The 25,047-nt window shown below is 42.1% G+C and carries 22 protein-coding genes; 7 read left to right on the top strand and 15 right to left on the bottom strand.

The features are described from left to right. Positions 1-11: 11 nt before the first annotated feature. The 3 genes from JF50_RS00575 to JF50_RS00565 all read right to left on the bottom strand — a co-directional run bounded on the left by JF50_RS00575 (position 12) and on the right by JF50_RS00565 (position 3,349). Entirely contained in the window at positions 12-1,223 is a 1,212-nt protein-coding gene (locus JF50_RS00575; protein ID WP_039607602.1) for an aspartate aminotransferase family protein, read from the bottom strand. 323 nt (positions 1,224-1,546) lie between these two features. Next, positions 1,547-2,722, bottom strand: coding sequence for an HDOD domain-containing protein (locus tag JF50_RS00570; RefSeq protein ID WP_039607601.1), 1,176 nt, complete (start codon positions 2,720-2,722; stop codon positions 1,547-1,549). Positions 2,723-2,767: 45 nt separating this feature from the next. After that, positions 2,768-3,349 (bottom strand): anthranilate synthase component II, encoded by a 582-nt coding sequence (locus JF50_RS00565; RefSeq protein ID WP_039607600.1) that lies wholly within the window; start codon positions 3,347-3,349, stop codon positions 2,768-2,770. Between the two features lie 271 nt (positions 3,350-3,620). Between JF50_RS00565 and JF50_RS27075 the strand changes: the two genes are divergently transcribed. Next, positions 3,621-3,776, top strand: a complete 156-nt coding sequence (locus JF50_RS27075) for a hypothetical protein (RefSeq protein WP_160290441.1) — start codon at positions 3,621-3,623, stop codon at positions 3,774-3,776. Between the two features lie 47 nt (positions 3,777-3,823). Here the strand turns inward: JF50_RS27075 and JF50_RS00560 are convergent, their stop codons facing one another. The 4 genes from JF50_RS00560 to JF50_RS00545 all read right to left on the bottom strand — a co-directional run bounded on the left by JF50_RS00560 (position 3,824) and on the right by JF50_RS00545 (position 6,860). Next, a complete protein-coding gene (locus JF50_RS00560; protein ID WP_039607599.1) occupies positions 3,824-4,339 on the bottom strand; it encodes a DUF2489 domain-containing protein in 516 nt (171 codons plus the stop codon). Next, positions 4,336-4,914, bottom strand: a complete 579-nt coding sequence (gene yihI, locus JF50_RS00555) for a Der GTPase-activating protein YihI (RefSeq protein ID WP_039607598.1) — start codon at positions 4,912-4,914, stop codon at positions 4,336-4,338. The genes JF50_RS00560 and yihI overlap by 4 nt, the downstream gene beginning before the upstream one ends. Before the next feature lie 26 nt (positions 4,915-4,940). Continuing rightward, on the bottom strand, positions 4,941-5,591 hold the full coding sequence (locus JF50_RS00550; RefSeq protein ID WP_039607597.1) for a class I SAM-dependent methyltransferase: 651 nt from the start codon (positions 5,589-5,591) through the stop codon (positions 4,941-4,943). Positions 5,592-6,227: 636 nt separating this feature from the next. Then, positions 6,228-6,860 carry a c-type cytochrome gene (locus JF50_RS00545; protein ID WP_039607596.1) on the bottom strand — a complete coding sequence of 211 codons (633 nt, stop codon included), beginning with the start codon at positions 6,858-6,860 and terminating at the stop codon, positions 6,228-6,230. 352 nt (positions 6,861-7,212) lie between these two features. Here JF50_RS00545 and yihA point away from each other — a divergent pair, with 352 nt between their 5' ends. Next, entirely contained in the window at positions 7,213-7,857 is a 645-nt protein-coding gene (yihA, locus tag JF50_RS00540; protein ID WP_039607595.1) for a ribosome biogenesis GTP-binding protein YihA/YsxC, read from the top strand. Here the strand turns inward: yihA and JF50_RS00535 are convergent. The 3 genes from JF50_RS00535 to polA form a co-directional block, all read right to left on the bottom strand. Further along, positions 7,854-8,393 carry a DUF1285 domain-containing protein gene (locus JF50_RS00535; RefSeq protein ID WP_052262071.1) on the bottom strand — a complete coding sequence of 180 codons (540 nt, stop codon included), beginning with the start codon at positions 8,391-8,393 and terminating at the stop codon, positions 7,854-7,856. The two genes, yihA and JF50_RS00535, sit on opposite strands and share 4 nt — an antisense overlap. After that, positions 8,383-8,949 (bottom strand): YceI family protein, encoded by a 567-nt coding sequence (locus JF50_RS00530; protein WP_039607594.1) that lies wholly within the window; start codon positions 8,947-8,949, stop codon positions 8,383-8,385. The genes JF50_RS00535 and JF50_RS00530 overlap by 11 nt, the downstream gene beginning before the upstream one ends. Positions 8,950-9,423: 474 nt before the next feature. After that, a complete protein-coding gene (polA, locus tag JF50_RS00525; protein WP_039607593.1) occupies positions 9,424-12,174 on the bottom strand; it encodes a DNA polymerase I in 2,751 nt (916 codons plus the stop codon). A 420-nt stretch (positions 12,175-12,594) separates the two neighbouring features. Here polA and elbB point away from each other — a divergent pair, with 420 nt between their 5' ends. The 3 genes from elbB to JF50_RS00510 all read left to right on the top strand — a co-directional run bounded on the left by elbB (position 12,595) and on the right by JF50_RS00510 (position 16,574). After that, a complete protein-coding gene (gene elbB, locus JF50_RS00520; protein ID WP_039607592.1) occupies positions 12,595-13,248 on the top strand; it encodes an isoprenoid biosynthesis glyoxalase ElbB in 654 nt (217 codons plus the stop codon). Positions 13,249-13,454: 206 nt separating this feature from the next. After that, positions 13,455-13,844 carry a c-type cytochrome gene (locus JF50_RS00515; protein WP_039607591.1) on the top strand — a complete coding sequence of 130 codons (390 nt, stop codon included), beginning with the start codon at positions 13,455-13,457 and terminating at the stop codon, positions 13,842-13,844. A 159-nt stretch (positions 13,845-14,003) separates the two neighbouring features. Next, on the top strand, positions 14,004-16,574 hold the full coding sequence (locus JF50_RS00510) for a diguanylate cyclase domain-containing protein (protein ID WP_039607590.1): 2,571 nt from the start codon (positions 14,004-14,006) through the stop codon (positions 16,572-16,574). Here JF50_RS00510 and rep read toward each other — a convergent pair. Then, positions 16,563-18,575, bottom strand: a complete 2,013-nt coding sequence (gene rep, locus JF50_RS00505) for a DNA helicase Rep (protein WP_039607589.1) — start codon at positions 18,573-18,575, stop codon at positions 16,563-16,565. The genes JF50_RS00510 and rep overlap by 12 nt on opposite strands. Positions 18,576-18,763: 188 nt before the next feature. Between rep and ubiK the strand changes: the two genes are divergently transcribed. Then, the gene (gene ubiK / locus JF50_RS00500) at positions 18,764-19,027 is read left to right on the top strand and encodes a ubiquinone biosynthesis accessory factor UbiK (RefSeq protein WP_039607588.1); all 264 of its coding nucleotides are present in this window, start codon (positions 18,764-18,766) and stop codon (positions 19,025-19,027) included. A gap of 413 nt (positions 19,028-19,440) precedes the next feature. Here the strand turns inward: ubiK and JF50_RS00495 are convergent, their stop codons facing one another. Continuing rightward, a complete protein-coding gene (locus tag JF50_RS00495; RefSeq protein ID WP_039607587.1) occupies positions 19,441-20,832 on the bottom strand; it encodes a S41 family peptidase in 1,392 nt (463 codons plus the stop codon). Positions 20,833-20,949: 117 nt separating this feature from the next. On the opposite strand from JF50_RS00495, the gene JF50_RS00490 reads away from it, so the two are divergent. After that, complete coding sequence (locus JF50_RS00490) at positions 20,950-21,831, top strand: LysR family transcriptional regulator (RefSeq protein WP_039607586.1); 882 nt, start codon at positions 20,950-20,952, stop codon at positions 21,829-21,831. A 178-nt stretch (positions 21,832-22,009) separates the two neighbouring features. Here JF50_RS00490 and can read toward each other — a convergent pair whose 3' ends face one another. The 3 genes from can to JF50_RS00475 all read right to left on the bottom strand — a co-directional run bounded on the left by can (position 22,010) and on the right by JF50_RS00475 (position 25,018). Continuing rightward, positions 22,010-22,702 (bottom strand): carbonate dehydratase, encoded by a 693-nt coding sequence (can, locus tag JF50_RS00485; protein ID WP_039607585.1) that lies wholly within the window; start codon positions 22,700-22,702, stop codon positions 22,010-22,012. 9 nt (positions 22,703-22,711) lie between these two features. Next, on the bottom strand, positions 22,712-23,902 hold the full coding sequence (locus JF50_RS00480; protein WP_039607584.1) for a methyltransferase: 1,191 nt from the start codon (positions 23,900-23,902) through the stop codon (positions 22,712-22,714). Positions 23,903-23,968: 66 nt separating this feature from the next. After that, positions 23,969-25,018, bottom strand: a complete 1,050-nt coding sequence (locus tag JF50_RS00475; protein ID WP_052262070.1) for an ABC transporter substrate-binding protein — start codon at positions 25,016-25,018, stop codon at positions 23,969-23,971. Between the last annotated feature and the right edge of the window lie 29 nt (positions 25,019-25,047).

Here is a 25,047-nt window from a genome sequence, read left to right as displayed (position 1 = left end):
TGTGCGACAACTTATGCGTTATTTTCTACAACGCGAGCGACTGCTTTTTCAAAGCGTGCCATACCTTCGCGGATGTCCGCATCAGTAATAACAAGCGATGGTGTAAAGCGCACTACGTTAGCACCAGCAACCAGTGACATAACGCCTTCTTTAACACCTTCAGTTAAAAACTCTTTTGCTTTACCCGCATATTGCTCAGTAACAACGCCACCAATCAATAAACCTTTACCACGAATTTCAGAGAATACGTTGTACTTGTCATTGATAGCTGTCAGTAACTCACGGAAAAGCGCTTCTTTTTCTTTTACGCCATTTAATACTTCAGGTGTATTCACTGTATCGAATGCCGCTTCAGCAACCGCACAAGCCAGTGGGTTACCACCGTATGTTGAACCGTGAGTACCAATTTTAAGGTGCTCTGCGATTTCAGCCGTTGTGATCATGCCGCCGATTGGGAAACCACCACCAAGCGCTTTTGCTGTCGTTAAGATGTCAGGTGTCACACCTAAACCTTGGTACGCATATAGCTCACCAGTACGACCAACACCCGTTTGAACTTCATCAAAAATAAGCAGTGCATTATGCTTGTCACATAACTCACGAACGCCTTTAGCAAATTCAGTCTCAGGAGACACGATACCACCTTCACCTTGTAAAGGTTCCATCATTACAGCACAGGTCTTGTCAGAGATAAGCGCTTCGAATGCAGCCAGATCATTATAGTCACAGTGAACAACATCGCCTGGCTTTGGACCAAAACCATCAGAGTATGCAGCTTGACCGCCTACAGTCACGGTGAAGAAAGTACGGCCGTGGAAACCTTTATTAAATGCGATAATTTGTGATTTTTCAGCGCCAAACTTATCTAGTGCCCAACGACGAGCAAGTTTAAGTGCCGCTTCATTCGCTTCTGCACCAGAGTTTGCAAAGTAAACTTTATCTGCAAATGTTGCATCAGTTAGTTTTTTAGCCAATCTAAGTGCTGGTTCATTGGTCATGACATTTGATAAGTGCCAGATTTTTTCGCCTTGCTCTTTTAATGCAGCAACAAGCGCAGGGTGACAATGACCCAAACAGTTTACAGCGATACCACCTGCGAAATCGATGTATTCACGACCTTCTTGGTCCCAAACACGAGAACCTTCACCTTTCACAGGGATAACAGCAGAAGGTGAATAGTTAGGTACCATTACTTGATCGAATAATTCACGATTAATAGTCATTTTAAATCCTCATTTTAGCGAGTTCAGCACTCAAACTTGGGCACTCGGAGTTACAAAAGATTACCTTCAGCAACACTGTAAAAGATCCGAAACTACCCAAATCGGCGCAAATTTCATACGCACATTATTCCAAAAAAATACCTTTATGTCTCATAGAAAACATTACTGGACCCCTTGATATTCAAGGCTTTAGTATATTATTTCAAGAACAGTGAATAACTATTAACGTCGTGATTGGATACGTCCCCATCATACAAGGATTTTAGTCGATCCTTGGCAATGGGGCGAATGAATGAATAAGCGTGAAAAAATTTCCAGTTTTTTTACAAAATTGTCAGCTGAAGGCTCTGCAGAGACATTTTTGACAACAATTTTTGTTCCTGCTCGGTCAAATTGAGATGAGCAAACCAATCTTTCGCTTCATCCGGTTCAATTAAATGACTGTCTTTAAGAAGTTGATATTGTGCATAGCCATATGCTTTCTTTAACACTTGCGTCAATGGGAGTAAGTCCGCTGGGTTGTTATTCACGTTCGGCAGATAACTTTGCGCAAACTCCGACATAGCAGCACTAAATGGTAAGTATTTAAAAGACATTTGCTCAATTAAACGCTGCGATACAACAGGCGCGTGCTCAAGTAGCAAATTTCGTAAAAATAATGGATCGGGGCCCAACTCTAATAATGCTGTATGTAAGTCTTTCTGATTTTTATCTCGCGCAATCTTAACTTTGCCCTGCCAAACTCGCTCATAAGTGCGCAAATATAAGCGGGTCAACGCGATTTTGCCTAAATCTAATAACATGCCCAAAGTAAATGCATGCTGCTCTTTAACATCATATAAAGGTGCTAATGCTTTCGCAGCTATCGCACTGGCCATGCTAATATCTCTGAGTTTTCTTTTTAATAAAGGGAATGGCTCTGTTGAGTGTGGCATCCAATGACGTACAGCAAATGTTGGGATAACCATCTGTAGGTTTTCTAATCCGAGATAGCGTAATGCTAACGCCGGTGTATCCACTTTCACCGATGTCCCTTTGCTATTCACTTTGCGATACTGAGGTAAATTCACCAGAGAGACCAGATCACGACCAAGCCACGATAAGTCATTAACTAAAGGCTCTAGACGGCCCACTGACGCTGACTTTACAGCTAAAATATCCAATACCGTTGGCACTGCATCTTGAATGCCAACCACATCAGAATAAATAGAGTCCAGATCACTTAACTGAGTTTCAATTCCACTTTCAATAACTTGATGCAAGTGATTACTTGCTTTTGCAATGTACTTATGATGACTGGTGCTTTTTTCTTGACGTTTAGCTGCCGCAGCCAGCTCCACTTCGAGCATAGTTCGCTGTGGGATAGACTCCCCAAAGTTCATATCAAAAGTATGGATATAACCTATTTGCTGCTGTGCAAAGTTATGGCTAATTAGAACGTCATGTGCACGCTGAGCGATTGCTTGAGCAATGTGCGACTGCCTAATATCTTGTGTCATCAATTATCATCTTTTTTGGTATATTGAAAGAAAGCTCTTTAAAGGTTAGAAGCGAGCAATAAAGTTATCAAGTAGTTCTAGACCATGCTCAGTTAAGATCGCCTCAGGATGGAACTGCACCCCTTCCAGTGCTAGATCAGTATGACATATGCCCATAACTTCATCTAGCGCACCGGTTTCAGTTTGCGTCCAGGCGGTCACTTCGAGCTTATCGGGTAAACTCTCAGCATCCACAGCGAGTGAATGGTACCTACATACATTAAACGAGCTAGGCAGCCCGCAAAATGCCCCTTTATTCGCATGAAAAATACGTGACACTTTACCATGCATTACTGACTTTGCTTTGCCTACATGGGCACCCATTGCTTGTGCAATGGTTTGATGGCCCAGACAAACGCCCAGAATGGGAAACTGGCCTTGTAACTGTTGTACAACTTGCAAAGAAATACCCGCTTCATTGGGGCTGCATGGGCCTGGAGAGATCACAATATGCGCAGGGTTGAGCTGCTTAATCTCAGAGATTGAAAGATCATCATTTCGCTTGACCAAAACCTCTTGATCTAACTTTTGAAAATATTGGACGAGGTTAAACGTGAACGAGTCATAGTTGTCAATCATTAATAACATTCCGTCTTTACCTCTAAACTTTTAAGACTCACCATTTTTTTACTACATTAAAGTCAAAGTACTACTTCGCTACTATCACGACAGTAACGTTCACTCAAGCGCTGCTTTTGGCCGGGCATGATAACACAATTTATAAATTCACTGGCAAAACCTCTTACACCACAAATTTACGACCGCAAAAAGACAAACAGAGACGACTATATAAGCAACTAGACAACAGGGAAAAAAGAGAATGGTATGAGAGTGCACTCACACAATAAAGGAATAAACAATGAAACTCATAGTCAAAAAGAAACGCATCAAACAGCTAGTTACTGAACAGGCCATCAGCACACCACAAACACAACACATCGCTGGCGGTGCAGCCTTCCAAGCACCTGATACTGACTTTCCAGTCGGCCAACAACACACCTGTGAAACAACATAAACACTAATCTAGCTGGGCCCGCTAGGCCCAGCGATTATCATTGGTCGTTATTGAAAAACAACGTTCTCACTGCCAGGCAAGGCTTTAAACTCTTCCAAAAGTTTGTCGCAGTCTTTCAATATTTGCGCTTCAAGTCGCTCTTCAGCACGCCAGCGCTGTGTATCCATTTTAAATATTTCCTTTTTTGAATACTTTTTACGAGCATCATGCGTTGGCATCTCTTTAACTTCATCGTACATTTCAAACACCCCTGGGTAGGTTTGCTCTAATGCCACTTCAGAGTCAAAGCTGTACTGAGAAATCAACACCCAGACACGCAAGCACCCTTCAGAATACTCACATTGCTTTTGCTTCATTGCTTTTGCAATTAAGTTAATGCTATCTGCAAGCTTTCCATTGCGCTCTTGTCTGGACTTCTCCAGTTTTTTCGCCTGCTCTTCTTTTAATTTAGCAATCGTGTCTTTTTGAACTTTTAACTGCCACAGTAATTTACCAGCATAAAAAGCCAGCCCTGCGACAATTAATGCGCCAACGACTAATGCGATCACCCAAATCATGCTCATCGCTCATCCTCGTCATCATTTAACCATTCGTCCGCTAAATCATTACTGACAAAGTCGGCCAACGGATCAGCGTCTATCATATCTTCTTCTTCGAACTCATCATCAATGCCTAGAATTTCGCATAGCTCTTGGTGACGAGCAATCGCACGGTTAAAGAATTTAGCATCTTTACCTGTCAGTAGCTCACCGCGCTCATGTCGCTCCAATAGCTTCATTAAACGCTCATCATTTTCTAACTGCTGAAGCTCTTGTTCCAGTGTTAATTCAGGCTCATTCGCCTTCGTTAGCACTGCTTGTGGTGTTAAATGACGCTTCATCTGCGGCTCAGCTTTCGGGGTTTGCACCTCAGGTGTCAACGCAATTTTTTTCTTACTACCCGCGCGCGGATCTTTCTGCGCCCCAGAGTGAGATGTCACTTCAACTTTTGCTTCTTGGGCATTACGAGTACCCGCTTTATTTCCTTTATTCTTTTTCGTGCGCTGCTCTTTCATTGCGCGCAATTCACGAAGCTTTTCCTTACTTAATCTCGGTGTACCATTTTCACCTAACTTGCGTGATTTTTTCTTTCTAGTCATGCTTCTCTACCATTTACTCTAACCGACTAATGTTTACTCAAGATGATCACATCATTTCCAATAAACTCTAGCTTGGTGCCAAATTGCTTTGCTACATATTCAAACGTTTCGCGACTAAAAAATGAAATGTGGGTTTGGTCATTCTTATAATGCCAAGATGCAAAACGTTCCGGATCAATTACAAGTTTGGTCATCAACGCAAGTGGCGCTTGTGGTTTTAGCATGCTAATCAATTGCTCAAACACCACTTTAGGCTGTCCAATATGTTCTATCACTTCTGTACATGTAATAAAATCATACTGCTTATCCAGCACCGAACTCTCATTTGCATAGTATAAGTCATACAGCGCAACTGAATGGCCCTTTTCCTGAAACATTTTAGCTAACAGTGGACCGGGTCCACAGCCAAAATCAAGCCCTTGTTGTTGACTGGGCAAACGTGAATTAACAGGGTCAAATACACGTGATAAAAAGCGCCGATATCCACTATCATTGAGATCATTTTCATGACTGTCATAAATCGCTTTTTCTGCTTGTGGTGACAGTCTATCGCATGGCGCTACACTGACTAATTTGCAGTTCTGACACTGCCAGTAATCGCGAAATTTGTCTCGGTGATAATGTTCGAGCGACTCTGAGTCACAGAGGCCACATTGAAGCGCTTGTGGATTTTGCAAAGGTGATGAACCAAACGTACTTAAAAAGAGTATTGTACCAGCAATTAAAAAGTGTACAAATAAAAAGACGGCAGAGATCTCTCTCTACCGCCTGCTAATCTGAGCGTCTCAATCTGGACACTTCTCCCTTCGACTTTTAGTCATTATTTTTTTTATTATTTATCTTCCATTTTGTTTTTATTGTTACTTCCGTGACACTATCCATATTGTTTTTGTTATCAAACTTCCATTGCCTTTTTTATTTTCGGTCTTCCTAACGCTTTTGTACTCATCCTTGTTTATATGTATTCAACCGAATACTTAATCATGTCGTCTACGCTTCCGTCTCGAATTGTCCCTGTTTTTGTATTGTCTTGACGACAGGGATTAATCTACGCTTATTTTAAACAGTTACAACTAATCAATAACAAAATTATTACCTCTGCAACAGAGTTTAAAATAAAAACAAATTAAATACATACACTTACAAAAAAATACAAATTCAATTTGCGTTAAGTCCTACAAATTAGGAACGACATTATCCTACATATAAAGTGAGATATATCTCACACATAACAGATCAAAAAAAGGCAACGATCACGTTGCCTTTTTCACTGTCAAAAGTCGATGCTCTACAGCATAAAAACAAATACAGCTTTAATGCAAACCACCGAGATATTTAGATAAAATTTCAATATCTTTATCGGTTAATTTTGCTGAAATATCGCGCATCATACCATTGGCATCATTGTTACGGCTGCCATCTCTAAACTTCTCAAGTTGGGCTTTGATGTACTCAGGATGTTGAAAAGATATTTTAGGAAATTTAGCCAAAGAGGTACCATTGCCTCTTGGACCATGACAAGCCATGCAAGATGGAATACCGCGCTCAGCGTCACCTGCACGATATAGCTGCTGCCCTTGCACCACCGCACTCTCAGGTGTGGTACCTGCACTCATTGGCATCTTTGCAAAATAAGCAGATAAATCTTTCATATCTTGGTCAGACAGCGGCATTGCCATGCCACTCATCACAGGATCCATGCGACCCTTAGCACCACCTGAAGTCATACCTAGTTTGAATTCTTTGAGTTGCTTGTAAATATAATCAGCGTGCTGACCAGCTATTTTCGGATACATAGTTATCGGGGCGTTGCCATTCGGTCCATGACAAGCTGCACATGTTGCCGCCTTCGCCTTACCTGCCTCGGCGTCCCCATCGAATGCTACTGCGCTGTTGAATGACAACGTACTCAGCAGCATAGTTAAAGATAATGCTATTTTTTTCATGGTAAATTCTCTGTTCCGACCCTGTAACTATCAACCCAGTGAAATACGCTACACTTCACAATGCTGGGCAGATACTCATCTATGCACATTGACTTAATGTGTATTAAGTGACGCTCAATGTTATTTCGCATTACTTTGCTATTTTTAAATACTACACAATAAAAACAGCACCGCCATGCTTTGCCCCTATTATAAAACTGCTAAATTATCGGTAATTGACATAGATTAAACTTAGTCCAGAAATTCTCTTGACGCTGCTAAAAATTGTAGACTTTCTCTCCTTTTGCATTGTGTGGCAGATGTAATAAAATACGTATGAATTAAAGAATCAATAATCCGCCTAGGAGTTAGAGTGTTAAAATCTCGCATGCCATATAATCGCGCTACTTTTATTACCAGCGCACCAGATATTTCCCGCCTTCCCGCAGACAGTGGCATAGAGGTCGCATTTGCAGGGCGCTCTAATGCAGGCAAATCTAGTGCATTAAATACCTTAACAGACCAAAAACTTGCACGCACAAGTAAAACACCAGGGCGTACACAGCTGATCAATACTTTTGCGCTAGACGAAGACAAAAGGTTGATCGACTTACCAGGTTACGGTTTCGCTAAAGTACCCATTGAAATGAAGAAGAAATGGCAGAAATCACTGGGCGAGTATTTACAAAAGCGTCAAAGCCTAAAAGGCATCGTGGTGTTAATGGATATCCGTCACCCTATGAAAGACTTAGATATGGATCTCATTAATTGGGCTGTAGGCAGTAATATTCCTGTTCTCGCGCTACTCACTAAAGCGGACAAACTAAAGCAAGGCAAACGTAAAGCTGAAGTACTGCAAGTACGCAAAGCCCTCTCTGAGCTAGACGGCGATATTACGGTACATGCATTTTCATCATTAAAGGGGCTGGGTTTAAAAGAGCTTGCTTGGAAATTAGATGACTGGTTCTTGGGACCCTATGTGAAAGAGGAAATAGACGAAGAGGCACCGAACGACTAAGTCAATTCGTACCCCTGTCCTGCGGAGTATAATGTCATTGACCCTTGTCGCTCATTGTACTTCGCGATTTCCGCCCATTGATAGTAAACAGTCCGTTCCACGCGGGCGCTCAATCCATAATTAAGCTGCAAATGCGGGATAGTTTGTCCTTTATATGACGCCATATGCAAGGGAAACACTTGGCAAATAGGCCAAAGCCTACCCAAATTATCTTCACAAATAATTGTCGGCTCGAAACCAAATTGCCCAGCAACCTCAGACACATGCCAAGCGACAATCACAAAAGGGCTTTCCTCTACTGTAACCACGCAAGTTTCAGAAGGGGTTTTTAAAACATACTTATCCTGCTCATAACTTAAGACACTGGCAAACAAACGCACCAGCGCAGGGCGTTTTATCTCATCGCCTTGATGAAACCAGCGACCTGCACTATCAATTAAAAATGTGCCTACACCGCACTCACTGGCATGCCAATGCTCAGTGGGAGAATGCGCTGACACATAGTGCTCTACCAGCTTGTCTAATTTATTTGTCATGAAAGACCAAGTTAAATGTCACAGGGACCGTATGTGCGATGCTGTTCAACCCAGCCAGTTTACGCAGCGCTTCGATACCATCCGTCATTGCAAAGTCATGGCTGTTAATTAACACGGCGCGCAGAGGTGAAACCTGCAATATCTTATCTTGCTTATTGACCATCAAATCAAGTTTCAAAACCAAACTTTTCCCATGTAAATTAAGCGTCACAGGTACCGCTTTGAGTACTTGTGGGCCCGATGCAAGCTGGGATAACCAAGGCTTGATGTCCGCAACAATACTGGCAGTTTGATATTGTGACACTTCAAACAACACCTTCTTCATACGTTCATTTCTAATTGGGATCAAAGATTCAATACTGCTTAAATCGATATCAATGCTCACTTGACCTGCATCGTTTATCGCGCCTGATAGAGATGTGAAATGGTGATTTTCAGCAATACTATTCAATTTAATTGAGGTGAAACTGAGATCACTCAACTCATTATCCAGCTGCCAAGCAGACACAACATGGGACATAAAACACAAGCTACCCACTAAAAAAGGCTTAAGCATGACGCATTCCTATTTATAAATTTTTTCACATCTTAACAAATAAATATGGAGAGAGTTAGGCCAGCCAAGAGTCGATTGAAAAATTATAATGCACGGCTTGGTTCGGGTTGCGTAAGCATATAGTTCAGGGTAGTCAGGAGTGAAAAATCGGCTCGTATAAACCTTTTACGAGCCGTTATAGCAATCTGGGGAGAAGCTATCAATACACAGTATCCTCTTTCGAGAGATACATCATCAACAGGATGTCCTACAGGATGAGGACGGCGCGAACTTTAGCAAATAGCCATCTAGAAATAAACAGCACAAAGCAAATAACGAGCCAATTTGATATTTAATAAACAAAGGTGTGATATTTTTTACTTAAACTTTACACCAGACCAGTAAATTCGGGACGTAGAGGACGAATAGGCAATAAAAACAAAAAGGGCATAGCGTCGCTATGCCCACAAATTCAAACTTAAGCTATTTGACTAATTAATGTGCCTGTTCCCAGTTTTCGCCGTGATCAGCTTCAACCACAAGCGGTACATCAAGCTTCGCAGCTTCACTCATTAATTGACAAATGTGTTCACTAAATTCAACGACTTTGTCAGCTTTGATTTCAAATACCAATTCATCGTGCACCTGCATAAGCAGCTTAATTTCATCTTGGCTATGCGCTTGCAGCCATTGGTGCACTTTAATCATGGCCTTTTTAATAATGTCTGCAGCAGTACCTTGCATCGGCGCATTAATTGCGGCACGCTCAGCCGCTTTGCGACGTGCGCCATTACGCGCTTTGATATCAGGCAAGTAAAGACGGCGACCAAACAAGGTCTCAACATAGCCTTGCTCAGCAGCCTTCTCGCGCGTACTTTCCATATACTCTAATACACCTGGGAAGCGCTCAAAGTATTTATCCATATAATGTTGCGCTTCATTACGGGGGATATCTAGCTGACGAGCAAGACCAAATGCACTCATACCATAAATCAGACCAAAGTTAACCGCCTTGGCTTTGCGACGCATATCTGACGTAACTTCCTCAAGCGGTACAGAGAACACCTCTGAAGCCGTGGCACTGTGTACATCTTTACCCTCAGCAAATGCACTTAATAAGCCCTTATCTTGAGACAAATGCGCCATAATGCGCAGCTCAATTTGACTGTAGTCGGCCGCTAAAATGACGTGTCCTTCATCCGCAACAAAAGCCTGACGGATCCGACGCCCTGCCTCATTACGAATTGGAATATTTTGTAAATTTGGATCACTAGAACTCAAGCGCCCAGTCGCTGTCACCGCTTGATGGTACGAAGTATGCACACGTTGCGTATCCGCATTCACCAATTTAGGTAACTTGTCTGTATACGTTGACTTTAATTTGGCCAAACCTCGATGCTCGATGATTAGCTTTGGCAATGGATAGTCGTGCGCAAGCTCCTGTAGCACTTCTTCAGCAGTTGAAGGGGCACCTTTTGGCGTTTTCTTTAACACTGGCAACCCTTGTTTTTCAAATAGAATTGCCTGTAATTGTTTAGTAGAGCTTAAATTAAACTCTTCTTCAGCAAGCGCATACGCTTCTTGCTCAAGCTCAGCCAAGCGCTTTTCGATTTCTAAGCTTTGCTCACCCAACATCATACTATCAATTTGAACACCGGTGCGCTCCATATCAGAGAGTACATTGATCAATGGCAACTCAATCTCTTTAAACACACTGATTAAACTGCTTTCTTGCTCTAATAAAGGCCATAAATGCTGATGTAGGCGCAAAGTAATGTCAGCATCTTCAGCGGCATATGGCGCTGCTTTATCTAACTCTATTTGATTGAATGTCAGCTGCTTTTTACCTTTACCTGCAATGTCTTCAAAGCTGATATTTTTATGACCTAGGTACTTGAGTGCCAATGAATCCATGTCATGACGGGTACCAACACTGTTAAATACATATGACTCAAGCATAGTATCAAACTCAATGCCATTTAATGAGATACCAGCGCGTGCCAATACACTCTTGTCATATTTTAAGTTTTGTCCAACTTTTTTAATGTTGTGATCTTCTAGGATCGGCTGTAACAGCTCAAATACTAAGGCCTTATCTAGCTGCTCTGGCGCGCCCATATAGTCGTGCGTCAAAGGCAAATACGCCGCTTCACCTGCTTCCACAGCAAAGCTCATTCCCACCAAATCCGCTTGCATATAATCTAGGCTGGTCGTTTCCGTATCAAAAGCGAATACCTCTGCAGTTTTAAGCTTTTGAACCCAAATATCCAGCTGCTCGGTCGTCAGAATCGTTTCGTAATTGCCTTTGATCACAGGCTGTGGTGATTCCACAGCAGCTGATGCTGAGCTATCTTTGCTTGCTTTGCCATCTAATAGCTCCGCAAGCCAACGCTTGAACTCACATTGACCATATAATTCAACCAATCGATCTTTATCCATTGGCTGGATCTTAAAGGTCTCCAAATCTTCCTCAACTTCACAATCCAGCTTGATGGTCGCAAGCTCATACGACAACTCAAGCTGATCTTTATGCTCCTCTAGCTTTTTCGCCATACTTTTTGACCCTCGAAAACCGAGTGGTGCAATTTCATCAAGGTTATCGTACAGCGTTGTAATTGAGCCTAAGCCCTGTAACATTGCCAGCGCCGTTTTTTCACCAACGCCCGGTACACCTGGAATGTTATCGACCTTGTCACCCATCAAAGCAAGGAAATCAATGATTAGTTCAGGACCAATACCAAACTTATCGACCACCCCAGCAGGATCTAAAACCGTATCCGTCATCGTGTTGATCAACGTCACATGCTCATTGACTAACTGAGCCATGTCTTTGTCACCGGTACTGATCAAAACATGACGCTGTTGTTCTGACGCTATACGCGAGAATGTGCCAATCACGTCATCCGCTTCTACCCCAGCAATACTCACCAGTGGCAGACCCATTGCTTTTATGATCTCATGAATGGGTTCAATTTGCGTACGCAAATCATCTGGCATGGGCGGCCTGTTTGCCTTGTACTCAGAGTACATGTCATTTCTAAACGTCGGCCCTTTTGCATCAAACACGACCACCATGTGGCTAGGATCAAATTGTTTGAGCAAGCTTTTAAGCATATTGATTACGCCGTAGATTGCACCAGTGGCTTCACCCTGAGAATTCGTCAAGTGGGGTGGCGCATGATAAGCACGGAATAAATAGGAAGAACCATCCACTAAAATTAATGGGTTTTCTGGGATCTGAGGCATAATATTTTGGATCCTAATAAAAGAAATTTAATAACTTGCTAAGGATGCCACAAGGCATAGCATAAAACGAGAGGAGTGCAATGAAACTTAGCAAGGAAAAACTGTGGATAACTTTGTAGATAAACACAAGAAAAGCACCAGCGATAAAATAAAGCTAGTGACCAAACAAATATAAATAACTGATAAATAATGTAAAATACAAAAGAGAAATCTTGAACACCACCATATCAATTTGTGGAAATGTCATAACTCATGTATTTTTCACCCTAGAAAACTGGTGATAAAACGACCCGTTATTTCGAGCGGACGCGTATACTAACATAATTGATCAAAGATCAAAGCAGATCCTTTATATTTTTTTTCACAGTTGACATTCTTACATTGAATATAGCAGGCACAATAAGCCTTAGGAGATAACAAATGAAACAAGTAGCAATCATTTTTAGTGGTTGTGGGGTATTTGACGGTGCTGAGATCCATGAATCAGTGTTGACCATGCTGCACCTAGAACAACAAAACATCGCCTATCGTTGTTTTGCACCAAACATTGACCAGCACCACGTCATCAATCACATCACAGGTGAGGAGCAAGCTGAGTCTCGCAATGTATTGACCGAGGCCGCACGCATTGCGCGAGGTGATATCACCGATCTGGCGCAGCTTAATGTCGATGAGTTTGCAGCACTAGTGATCCCTGGTGGCTTTGGCGTCGCTAAAAACTTGTCGGATTTTGCTTTTAAAGGCGCTGAGTCTCAGATACTCGACTCGCTCAAGTCTGTATGCCAACAATTTAATGCGCAAAACAAACCAATTACATATCTGTGCATTGCACCCGCACTCATAGGCCATATTCACCAAACAGGTACCAAAGCCACGATAGGTAATGATGCTGATACCGCCGCCGCGGTGAATGCACTTGGTGCCACGCACGTAGACTGTGCTGTTACGGATATCGTTGTAGACGAACAACAAAAAGTTATCAGTACGCCCGCTTACATGTTAGCAAGCAACATCAGTGAAGCCTCCGCGGGTATCGAAAAAGCGATTGTACGTCTCGCTCAACTGATCGCTTAACAAGTCAGTCTTTTGCTCCAAAAAATTTGCTTGGTTTTAAGCACAAATGACCAAATCTTTGCCCTAACGCAATAAAATTTGTTTTTTATACGCTTAAGATCAAGTTTAAATTTTAACTAATTAGGTGGTGACGTTATACTCAATTAGGAACCGTCATCCGTCGTGCTTCGTGATCGAAGACATTAAATTTGAAGTGAGCAAGGTAAATGAAGAAACTGTCAGCAGCACTCTTAATGCTATCCACGGCCACCGTCGCCCAGCCGTATGATAATTCTCTAACCGAAGAAGCCATCAAAAAGCGTTTAGCCCCAATAGGTTCAGTCTACTTAGCCGGTGCTGAAGATACGGCAGCCGCAGCCCCATCAGGCCCTCGCTCTGGTGAGCAAATATATCAAGCATCTTGTTTTGCTTGTCACGGTACAGGGGCACTTGGCGCGCCTAAAACAGCAGATGAATGGGCGACCCGTTTAAGTAAAGGCGCTGACGTATTACTTGATCACGCGATAAATGGATTCAATGCGATGCCACCAAAGGGCACGTGTATGGACTGTAGTGACGATGAAATACAAGCCGCTATCGACTTTATGCTCAAATAGAAGTCGTATAAAAAACAGAGACAAATACTCGCTTATTTGTCTCTATTAAGGCAAAATGTTTATCATAGAATTGAATTAACATTTTACACTTGACCCCTAAAGTCAAAAGTGAAAATATAAAGTTTAATAAATAAACAATAATAGCCTTTGGTTTAATCATTGGAAGATCCAAACGACGTTGCAATTCGCAAGCTTACTCGAAAGAATCGCCGCTTAGAGTCCTTGCTGAAAAAATACAAACAAAACTATCACTTGCAACATGCCTTGATACAGCTTTCTGAGCAGGCTAGCACAGTTGCCGAGCTGACCCTTCTATACCCTGCTATCCACAGCATTTTAGAGCAACATTTACCAAGCAAAAGCTTTTATGTTGTATTACAGAACCAATTTACCCAAACCTTAGAGCTTTCCTATTTCGTCGACGAAAAAGACGGGATCTCAGTGCCACTCCATGAATCGCATCATTTTGATCAGGGTGTCACAGGGTATGTATTTAATACCAAAAAGGTTTTGTATTTAACCAAGGATGAAATGCAGCAAATGATAGATGACTGCAAATTCAAAGCCTTGGGTAGCCCCGCAGAACACTGGGTAGGCGTACCAATATTCCGGGATAAAAATATTATTGGCGTAATGGTCTCGCAAAGTTATCGACCTCAACAAGCTTATAGTGAACATCAAATTGAGCTTCTTGAGGTGATGTCTTTGTACCTAGCAACAGCCATTGAGCGTGTTAAAAAGCGTGAATTGCTAGAGTCTGAAGTTAAGATCCGTACTCGTGCATTAATGCAAAGTAACGACGCACTCAATAAAGAAATAGAACAACGTAAACGGGCACTAGAGCGACAGCAAATATTATTTAAGATTTCTGAATTGGCAACTCAATTTAGTGATATCGATGATGTATATAAACAGGTTCATAAAATAATTCGCTCCATTACTTTTGCGAATAATCTCTACATTGCTTTGCACGATACCGGCTCTAATTGGTTGAGCTTCCCTTATTGCGTCGATGAAGTCACTGAGTATCGACCACGGCCTTTTGCCAAAGGCTACAGTGAACTTGTGATCACCACAGAGCGCAGTCAGCTGATAGACACACAGCGTGCTGCAATTTTGATAGACGGTGGTGTGGTGCGACGTCCTCTTGACTATGATGATTTGGAAACGGCCACCAGCTGGTTAGGTGCGCCACTCAAAACCGCCAAAGGGGTTATTGGGTTAATAGCTTGCCAAGCTTATAACCATGAATACGAATATAATCATGAAGATGTTGAACTGATCTCGTTCGTATCCAACCAAATTGCATCTGTTTTACAAACGCATTTAGCGAATCAAGCGCTCAAAGCGAGCAACCAAGAGTTGGAACATCGCGTAGCCGAAAAAACCAAAGCATTGCGTCAGACAAACTTACACCTACAAATGCAAATTGAAGAACGTAAGAAAATTGAGCAGCAGCTTTATCATGATGCACACCACGATCCACTTACATCATTGCCGAACCGCAGCCTTTTTTTAACTCAGCTTGAAAAAACGCTGCAAAAGTACCAGCGATACCCTGAGCATAACTTTGCGGTGCTCTTTATTGATCTAGACAAGTTTAAAGTGATCAATGATGAACTGGGGCACCAAGCTGGCGATCAATTCTTAATCTGGGTCAGCACGGCATTTTCAGAGTGTATCCGCGAGCACGACCTGCTTGCACGCCTCGCCGGTGATGAATTTGTCATTTTGCTCGATCATCTCACGGACAAACAACAAGCGGAAGATGTGGCAAAGCGACTCATTCGAGTGATGCAGCAGCCTTTCTGCATGAAAGGGGTTTGTATGCAAAGTGGTGCCAGTATTGGCATTACCTACAGCAATAAAAATTACAAAAATACCGATGAAATTATTCGTGATGCTGATGCCGCGATGTACTATGCAAAAAATGCTGGCCGCGGTCGTTATGAGTTTTATCATCCGCTACTCACCGCTTCTGCAGGGAGTACAAATAAACCGGAAGAGCAACACCATTTAACGGCCTTACCGACGCACTTTAGAAGTACCGACATCGTTGATTTTACCAATCACGCATCACATATTATTACCTTAGAAGCGTTTGGCGAGCACCCCGTACTAGGGAGCACCAGTTTTGATGTATTGAAGAAGTTTGCGGCCGCGAAAGATGAGCATTTAGACATAGAACTAGGGTTGTTAGAAAAAGCCTTAAAGATTGCCCAAAGCTATGATCAAGACGTGCTTTTCGCATGTTCAACGATCATTTTAGAATCTTCTGCTTTTTCAACTTTAGAACAGTTGCTCAGCCTCAATGATACGCAGCTGTGCCTAATGTTTGATGAAAATGAGGTACGCTATGCATCTAGCGTACAGTTAGAAAACCTCAAAGAGCTGCCACAATTAGGCGTCAATATTGGCCTCAATGATTTCGCCAAAGAGCGATGTGATTTGGCTTTTTTGAGTAGTATTGATTTTAAATATGTTTTACTAAGTTCAGTATTCAGTAAGCGCGTGCTACAACAAAACAGTTACGATATTCAATTACAAGGCATTTTAGCGATCACCAAATTAAAATCGATTCAGGTTATCGCCAAAGGGCCTGCTATTTTAAACTTTAGAAGTTTACTGGAAAAACATGGGTTAAAACTGTTTTTTGGCAAACAGCAAAATTTAAAGAGTGCTCGTCAAAACATCACTGGTATCGACGAGCAAGAAACTCTAACGTTTTAACATCGCACGTAAATTGGCCACGCGCGCCTGGCCTTTTTCCATTCTCTCTGATTGTGACACCACCGCTTTTTTGCCTTCAAACTGAAGATCATCTTGCGGTAATTCTTGTACAAAGCGACTCAGCTCTGGTGTTATTTGCTCACCAAACTGACGACGAGATTTTGCATAAGTGAGCGTCAGCGTCTGCTGGGCACGGGTGATCCCTACATAAGCCAAGCGCCGTTCCTCTTCTACATTGTCTTCATCAATACTGGTTTGGTGTGGCAATAACCCTTCTTCCATTCCCACCATAAAGACATGCGGATATTCCAGACCTTTTGAAGCATGTAAAGTCAATAGCTGTACAGCATCGCTCTCATCTTCTTCTTCATTACGCTCTAACATATCTCTGAGCGTAAGCTTAGTCACTACTTCAGATAAGGTCATCGGGGGATTATCTGCATCCCCTGTGAGCATGTCACTGATCCAACGATACAATTCAGAGACATTTTTCATGCGCATTTCTGCTGCTTTTGCGCTGGGTGAAGATTCGTATAAATAGGTCTCATAATTGATCTCACGGATCATATCTTTCACCGCTTCGAGCGTATCTCCTCGTACAGCACGATCACTCAACTCCACCACCCAACGCGCAAAGCCCGCCAACGCATTGTACCCTTTGCCAGTCAAACGCTGTGTTAGGTCACTATCAAAGCACGCCTCAAACAAGCTAATATGTTTGTCATTCGCCAAACTGCCGAGCTTTTCGAGCGTCACAGGACCAATTTCTCGTCTTGGCGTGTTAACGATGCGCAAAAATGCATTGTCATCATCTTGGTTTACCAAGAGACGTAAATAAGCCATGATGTCTTTGATTTCACTGCGAGCAAAAAATGACATGCCGCCACTGATCTTATAAGGAATGCGGTTAGCCATGAGGGCTTTTTCAAACACGCGCGCTTGGTGGTTGCCTCGATATAAAATGGCATAGTCTTTATAGCTGGTACGCTTCATAAATTTATGCGAAATGATTTCTGCCACCACTCGCTCAGCTTCATGCTCTTCATCACGGGTGGCAATCACACGCAGAGGATCACCATAGCCCAATTCACTGAATAGCTTTTTATCAAATTCATGGGGGTTATTGGCAATCAGGATATTCGCAGACTTCAATATACGACCTGCACTTCGGTAATTTTGCTCCAGTTTGATCAACCGCAGTCCAGGATAGTCTTTGCTCAGCAACACCAAGTTTTGCGGTTTTGCACCACGCCATGAGTAAATCGACTGATCATCATCGCCGACCACCGTAAACCGAGCACGCTCACCTACAAGTAATTTAACCAGTTGATATTGACTGGTATTGGTATCTTGATACTCATCCACTAGCAAGTATCTAAACTGATTTTGCCAGCGCTCTCTCACTTGCGCTGAGCTCCCTAACAATAGCGTTGGAACCATGATCAGATCATCAAAGTCTAAAGCGTTATAGGCTCTCAGCTGTGTTTGATAGCGAGCATACAACTGCGCAAAAAGTGCTTTTTGCGGTTCACGGGCTTCTCTAATGGCACGCTCAGGTAATATCAGATCATTTTTCCAGTTACCGATCTGCATCTTCAGCAAATTAAGCAAGTCTTTGTCTTTTTCCAGCTCTTTTTCAGTCAACTCTGAGAGCAACTGATTGGTATCTTGATCATCAAACAGTGAAAATCCAGGTTTAAAGCCCAGAGTTTTTACTTCCTTTTTGATGATGTTCAATCCCAAGGTATGAAATGTCGAGATCCATAAGCCTTTTGCGTCTTGCTTCCCAAGCGTCTGTGATACACGCTCTCGCATCTCTTTGGCCGCTTTGTTAGTGAAAGTTACCGCGGCAATATTGCGCGCTTTGTATTCACATTGCTGAACCAAATATGCAATTTTATTCGTGATCACACGGGTTTTTCCTGAACCTGCCCCTGCCAATACGAGGCATGGACCACTAATATATTTAACGGCTTCATCTTGTTTGGGATTGAGTTTCATAAAAGGCGAGTACCCTGAGTAACTGGAGCCGCCTAGTTTATCTTATTAATGCCACAATACCAATTTGCAATGTTTTGATTATGATTAAACATTAAGGCGGTTAGATACGTAAGACAGATTAAAATGCGTTTATCGACATGGCGGTTTACGGTAAGATATTGCGCATTAACTAGCTATAAGGCACTGACATGATAAACCCAGCAAAAATCGAAGAGATCGCAAAACAGATCTCAAGCAACATGCCACAAGGTGTGCGTAATTTAGCAGAAACGTTCGAAGCAAAAACCAAGCAAGCAATTCAAACAAAATTGACCGAAATGGATTTTGTTAGCCGTGAAGAGTTTGATATTCAAAGTAAAGTGTTGATCAGAACACGTGAAAAGCTTACTGAGCTAGAAGCCAAAGTAGCAGAATTAGAAGCAAAACTAGAAAAGCAAAGCGACGCTGAATAAGACTTTAAGTTTTGAAAAATACATCGAGCACGTTGTTTAACGTGCTTTATGTGAATAAGACTGAAATACAAAATAGAGTGCCACCTTGGCTTGTCACATCGATGATAGCCTCCACCACGATAGTAAGTCCTATCACTGTAACGTCTCAAAAATCAAGTTGGTCCAAATGAGAAACTAAGGACTTTTGGTATCAGTCTTTGATTACCCTTTTTGGAAAATTAAAGTGCGTCTAAATATTCACTGAATATATTTAAGAAATGTTCACTCTAGGACAAACTGACGAAACTAACTTTCTCACCCATGTTTAATATTAGTATGAGTAAATCTCTAGTTTGTCCCTGTACTAAATCCCCGTGGCGAAACCAAAATATAAAATAAAGAATAGTTAAACGATTACTTCAGTGAAAAATATCTTAGAGTGAACTTTTAATTCGTCGCTTCATAATTATTTTCTCTAACTCAGCAATTGAATTGCCAGGCTCAGCCGCGTTTATGGGTAAGACTATATCCGGCTCTATCGGGTCATGACATTTCACTGCGCCGGCCGAACGAGTAAATATTGCGGTTGGTATGGTAACTTCCAGTTTTGACCCAGCCAATTGAAATGGTTGAATTCTACCAGTCGTACATGACCTCCCCCCTGTTCGCTGACCGACAATTACGGCTTGTTCAGCATCTTGAAATGCAGTTAAAAACAAAATTGTTGATGAGTAACTCAATGGCCCCATTAATAAATATGCTTTACCGGGAATTTTATGATTTTCTTTCCCCGAGACAGGTATAAGCGGTTCATATGGACCACTCACTATAGAGCCTAATTCGCCTTTTACTGGCCCAAGCTTTAAATTGCGTTCGGTGAGGCGAATTTTAAATTTAGATATAAATGGAAATGGCTTTGAGGCAACATAAGGCGCAATGCCTCCTTGCCAGTAATGGTCCGTTCCACCGGGGTTGGTGCGTACATCTATAATGACGTCTTGCACTTTTTCTTGCTTAAATGCCAACCAGGTTTCTTCCATAAATTTAAAAAATGACTCTTCAAGGTAAGGAGGGTAATAGAATCTATCAATACGCAAATAGCCAATATTGTTATTTAAGATCTTCCGACTGGCAAAGTCATCAATGGTGAAGGTAGATTTATCACGCTCGCCAAAGACGCCATCAATCACAGCCTCTCGTCGCTTAGAGCCACTGTATATCTCAAAGTGATAATCACCTGAGTCGCCGTACATTAGCCAAAACATTTTAGCAAACCTATCTGAAGCCAGGGCTTGACGATGAATTAAAGAATCACCATGCATCCGGCTTAAAATTGTGTCAACCACATCACTTGCAGCACTGCCATTGATCTTAGTTATTTCATCACCCAAATTTATATCAAGTGACTCGTATTTGTTGGTATTGACGTAAAGCTTATTCGATTTACTGATCCGTATATCAATAGGAAAAAGTTGTCCCCTGTTTTCAATATGCTGGTTATAGCTTTTATCTAATTCGGGATAAAAAATTGCCATATGACCATCAGAGAAAAATGGATTGAGTTGAGACATATATTTCCATGCTTCAAATTGGTTAAGTGGAGCATCAAGCTCCTCTGACAATTTATCTATATGTAACTTCGCCGCTTCTACATCCATCGTAAAGCTGGGATCTGGGTGGGTACTATCTAGTAGTTCCTTTAACTGCATAAGATCACTTTTTAGTGCATTGATCGAAATTAATGTCGTTTTCGATTGATTAATTTGTTGAGGCGATGAACAGGCCATTAGTAAAGCCACACCGAGTACAATCAATATTTTTATCATGTAATACCCTAATTATAAACAGTTTTATAGAATTTCAATCTCAATTTACAATCTTTAACCCATGAAATAAAATGATAAGAACTAACATGCTCATGAATAGAATTTATAAGGAAGATTGTGAGTAAGCTACCACCATTGAAATCTATGCAAGCATTTGAAGCCACTGCAAGGCATTTGAGCTTTAGCCTTGCTGCACAAGAACTATGTGTAAGCCAAAGTGCAATTAGTCATCAAATTAAGTCACTGGAATTATTTTTAGACAAAAAGCTATTCACAAGAAGCAACAATAAAATTTCATTGACTGGAGATGGTGATATTTTTTTCTCAGTGATAAGAGAGTGCTTTAAGCGAATGCAAACGGTCACAGACCATCTTATCCTGGAGAAGAATGTTAAGCTCAAAGTGATAGCACAAACCGCTATTGCGGTAGAATGGATGGCACCTAGAATACCTGAGTTTAATGAATTACACCCCGACATTAGCATAGACTTCTCAATGACAGGAGAAGCTGAAGTAACAGATCCATTAGAGTACGATGTTTTAGTCGGCGCCTGGCCTGCTCCACCAAACTTTATTACCAAACAGATCAGAGAGGAATATTGGTTTCCAGTTTGCGCTCCAGAAATCTATAAGAAATTAGACTTAAAAAGACCGCAATCCTTATTAGACTTCCCGCTCATAAGCTCCGAGAACGGACAAGATTGGTTAATTTGGATACAGCAACAAAAGCTAGATATTCCTAGAAACTTAACAGTTCAGCACGTAAGCCATGGGTTGTTAGCAGCTAAAATAGCCCAAGGGAAAGGCGGTATAGCGATGAGCTCCGATTTTATTATTAATAATAGTATCAAACAAGGTCAGCTCATTGCCCTGGATAATTTAAGTTTCCATTTACCTTGGGGCGACTTTTTCATTCACTTTAGCGCAGGAAGTCATTACCGCGATCAAATTGAAACCTTTGTTGAGTGGCTAATCGAGGAGTGCAACAAAGGGAAATAACAACCTCTTAGTAATCTTAACAGCATCACTCCGGTTTAGTTGACCAAGTATGTCTATTGAACATACTTCACACACGCCACTTAGTAAGCGTTTTTTGCCTGTCATATTCAGCTTAAATCTATTCATCGAAGCGGCTAGGGCAAACATCTGCAATACACTTAATGCTATTGCATGTGGATTACACTGTTTGCTCAGCCGCCTTATCTAAATGACGCGTGACTAACGAGAGCAAAGATTGCTCATAGCTCATCGCCAAACAAGATTGAGAGCTCACGCCTGGTACCAACTCGTTAAGTAGGCCATCTGCCAGCCCATACACCCAACCATGCACTTTTAGCTGTTGTCCGCGCTGCCATGCGTCTTGCACTATACTCGTGCGACAAACATTGCGCACTTGCTCGATGACATTCAGCTCGCATAATACATTGCTGCGCTCAACCTCAGTGACTTCACGTAACAGTGCCTGATGCTTTTCTTTGATATCAACAACATGTCTCAGCCAATTATCGATTAAGCCAAACTTGGCCCCATCCAGCGCCGCTTTGACTCCACCACATCCATAATGTCCTACGACCATAATGTGGCTCACTTTCAATACTTCAACGGCATACTGCATGACTGACAAACAATTATGATCCGTATGCACCACCACATTGGCTACATTGCGATGTACAAATAACTCGCCGGGTAAAAGATCGACAATTTCATTGGCAGGTACTCTAGAATCCGAACAACCTATCCACAAGTAATCGGGGTTTTGTTGCATCGACAATGTCTTAAAAAACGCCGGATCACGCGCTTGCGTCCGCTTAGCCCATTGGCGATTATTCTCCAATAAATGTGCTAAATGATTGGTATGTTTATGGCACATTCTATTTCCTCATTGCGACTGGCGTCTCGTCGCCTGTATCAGTAAATTCCTTGGTGTCAGTGACTTTTCACAAAACTGTTCAAGTGTCACGTCATACCCCTTAGCATGCAAATATAACACTCTATCTAACACAAGCCACAATTCAATGGCACGCCTAAACCCGTGGCGAACTAACTCTATGCGTTCAGTCACTTTTTGCCTTTTTTCTGCCTGCGCCAAATACCGCGGATAATCTATCTCAGCAGGCAATTCGATGCCTTTCTTTTGTGCAGCCCATGCACAGAAATCTGCAAACTCTCCAGAAAACACAGCCTTATTCACAGACGGCACACTCACATAGTGATCTGTGTGCGTGATCTCTCGACGCAGTGCATCAAAAGCCAATCGCCATAACACCTCTTTTTTACGCACTTTAGCCACACGTGCCGGTGCTGTCACAGTTTCTTGTAGTGCCAACTTCATGTCATTATGCGTTAGACGTACTGCGCTACTTTTGCCTACCTCACTCATCGGCTGGTATTCGTCGCTCGTGAACAAGTGATAACAACAGGGTGATAAGCTTATTTTCTCACACCCGGCAGCCGCAGCTTCACGCATAAAGTTTTGATGAAGCTTGCCACATGCATGCAATGCCACCGCATGTTGCTGAGCTTTAAAGTGGTGACTCACAGGTTCTGTTAATACATCAGCACAGTGAAAAGTCATATCTAATTTTTGTTGTGCAGCACTTTGTGCTCCTTGCTCACACAGGTGTGCTTGCAGCTCAATACTGTCCACATGAGGCACCCCCGTATAGGCCAAGATCCTACCTAAATGCCCTTTACCTGCACACCACTCTAATACTGGCAATTGGCGCTCATTTAAAGCGGATACAAAGTCTTGCAACTGACCTACTTTTCTCCCTTTTATGCCATTGCTCAACCAAAAGGGCAGCTCAGGTCGATGATGTTCAGTTAAGTGTATCTGTGTCAGTGTGCTTATCTCAGCGAGCTGCGGGATATAATTTGACAGAGTCTGTTGCAACGCACTTTGATCCATATCTAATGCGCTCAAAGTCGCCTCATCCAACCCCGATAGATAGTCGTCTAATTCAGGCCATGGTGTGACAAGGTGGTCAAAGGCAATCAGTTGCCAATACTGACGTGTTTCATGGAGTAGCCTATCAAGTGACTGAAAATGCGTGATGTAAGACGAGATCATAAGCTTTATTGATTACTGCAATTCGCTACATTGTATGCTATCTACGCCATGATAGAAAACGCTACACTAATCCATCACACGATAATTTTTTCTTTGCAGGACCAAGCTCACATACATGGGAATGCATAACACACTCATCACAATGGCTAAGATTAGCATCCATGACCAGTTAATCTCAGACTTGCTTTTCTCCGAATATAAAAATGCGCCTTTATGCTCATGAAAGCTGGCAATGTCTAGATGATACAACTGGGCGATCCACTGCCAACGTGCCAATGACATATTCCCAATTGGGATCCCTGGCGCTTTAATAAAAGGTACTAACTTATCTGCTTCATTGGCTAACTCTTCAAAATTCTTTTCCGTGGCATATAACTTTGTTATTTGTAGCGCTTCATCCAAATTGGCCAACGCATAACGCCATCCTTTGAGGCTTGCGCTACGAAACTTGGCGACCATATCTGGACGATATTTATAGACATCTTCTGAAGTAAACAAAATGTCTGCATACACATTGATGCCATAATGCTTGGGGCAGATCTGTCGCGTTGCGACCCCTTGCTGTGCCATTTTGAATGGCTCATTAGATACATACACTTGAAGCGCATCAAATTTACCCGTTTTAAAATCCTCAAGAGGCGACAACCCCGAGTAAATAGGCAGTTGACTCACATCGATACCAGCACGCTCTAAAATAAGCACTAACTCAGCCCCTTCAGTACGTCCCAAATGACTTATTTTTTTTCCTTGGAAATCTTTTGGTGAATATATATCACTGTCGGCACGGACCATCCAACAATAGGGAGAGGATTGAAATACTGACGCAAGCGCAACTAAGGGCTTGCCTTGCATGCGCTGTTCGAGCAAACCAGAGTGAGTAACCCCGAACTGAGCTTGTCCAGAGAGCACTTTAAACTGCTCATCTGGCTGGTGCTTTAACGCAGGGACAATATTGACATCTAAGCCAACTTGCCGATAAAAGCCTTTTTGTTTGGCAACATAATAGCCAGCAAATTGGAATTGATGCACCCACTTTAACTGCAGTGTCACTGGCTCTAGGGCTGTTGCACATGCACAAAAAAATACAAACAAAACAACAATGAAACAACGGAGCATAAGCTGTCCTTAGTATATTCACCTTTGAA

The organism is Pseudoalteromonas luteoviolacea (genome assembly GCF_000814765.1).
GTDB classification, from domain to species: domain Bacteria; phylum Pseudomonadota; class Gammaproteobacteria; order Enterobacterales; family Alteromonadaceae; genus Pseudoalteromonas; species Pseudoalteromonas luteoviolacea_H.
The sequence above is the reverse complement of the archived record's forward strand: the minus strand, read 5'-3'. Positions and strand labels throughout refer to the sequence as shown.

Excerpts from the sequence above, each read along its gene's own strand:
- JF50_RS00575 (WP_039607602.1), bottom strand. The coding sequence starts at position 1,223 with ATGACTATTAATCGTGAATTATTCGATCAAGTAATGGTACCTAACTAT.
- JF50_RS00570 (WP_039607601.1), bottom strand. The coding sequence starts at position 2,722 with ATGACACAAGATATTAGGCAGTCGCACATTGCTCAAGCAATCGCTCAG.
- JF50_RS00565 (WP_039607600.1), bottom strand. The coding sequence starts at position 3,349 with ATGTTATTAATGATTGACAACTATGACTCGTTCACGTTTAACCTCGTC.
- JF50_RS27075 (WP_160290441.1), top strand. The coding sequence starts at position 3,621 with ATGAAACTCATAGTCAAAAAGAAACGCATCAAACAGCTAGTTACTGAA.
- JF50_RS00560 (WP_039607599.1), bottom strand. The coding sequence starts at position 4,339 with ATGAGCATGATTTGGGTGATCGCATTAGTCGTTGGCGCATTAATTGTC.
- yihI (WP_039607598.1), bottom strand. The coding sequence starts at position 4,914 with ATGACTAGAAAGAAAAAATCACGCAAGTTAGGTGAAAATGGTACACCG.
- JF50_RS00545 (WP_039607596.1), bottom strand. The coding sequence starts at position 6,860 with ATGAAAAAAATAGCATTATCTTTAACTATGCTGCTGAGTACGTTGTCA.
- JF50_RS00535 (WP_052262071.1), bottom strand. The coding sequence starts at position 8,393 with ATGACAAATAAATTAGACAAGCTGGTAGAGCACTATGTGTCAGCGCAT.
- JF50_RS00530 (WP_039607594.1), bottom strand. The coding sequence starts at position 8,949 with ATGCTTAAGCCTTTTTTAGTGGGTAGCTTGTGTTTTATGTCCCATGTT.
- polA (WP_039607593.1), bottom strand. The coding sequence starts at position 12,174 with ATGCCTCAGATCCCAGAAAACCCATTAATTTTAGTGGATGGTTCTTCC.
- elbB (WP_039607592.1), top strand. The coding sequence starts at position 12,595 with ATGAAACAAGTAGCAATCATTTTTAGTGGTTGTGGGGTATTTGACGGT.
- JF50_RS00515 (WP_039607591.1), top strand. The coding sequence starts at position 13,455 with ATGAAGAAACTGTCAGCAGCACTCTTAATGCTATCCACGGCCACCGTC.
- rep (WP_039607589.1), bottom strand. The coding sequence starts at position 18,575 with ATGAAACTCAATCCCAAACAAGATGAAGCCGTTAAATATATTAGTGGT.
- ubiK (WP_039607588.1), top strand. The coding sequence starts at position 18,764 with ATGATAAACCCAGCAAAAATCGAAGAGATCGCAAAACAGATCTCAAGC.
- JF50_RS00495 (WP_039607587.1), bottom strand. The coding sequence starts at position 20,832 with ATGATAAAAATATTGATTGTACTCGGTGTGGCTTTACTAATGGCCTGT.
- can (WP_039607585.1), bottom strand. The coding sequence starts at position 22,702 with ATGTGCCATAAACATACCAATCATTTAGCACATTTATTGGAGAATAAT.
- JF50_RS00480 (WP_039607584.1), bottom strand. The coding sequence starts at position 23,902 with ATGATCTCGTCTTACATCACGCATTTTCAGTCACTTGATAGGCTACTC.
- JF50_RS00475 (WP_052262070.1), bottom strand. The coding sequence starts at position 25,018 with ATGCTCCGTTGTTTCATTGTTGTTTTGTTTGTATTTTTTTGTGCATGT.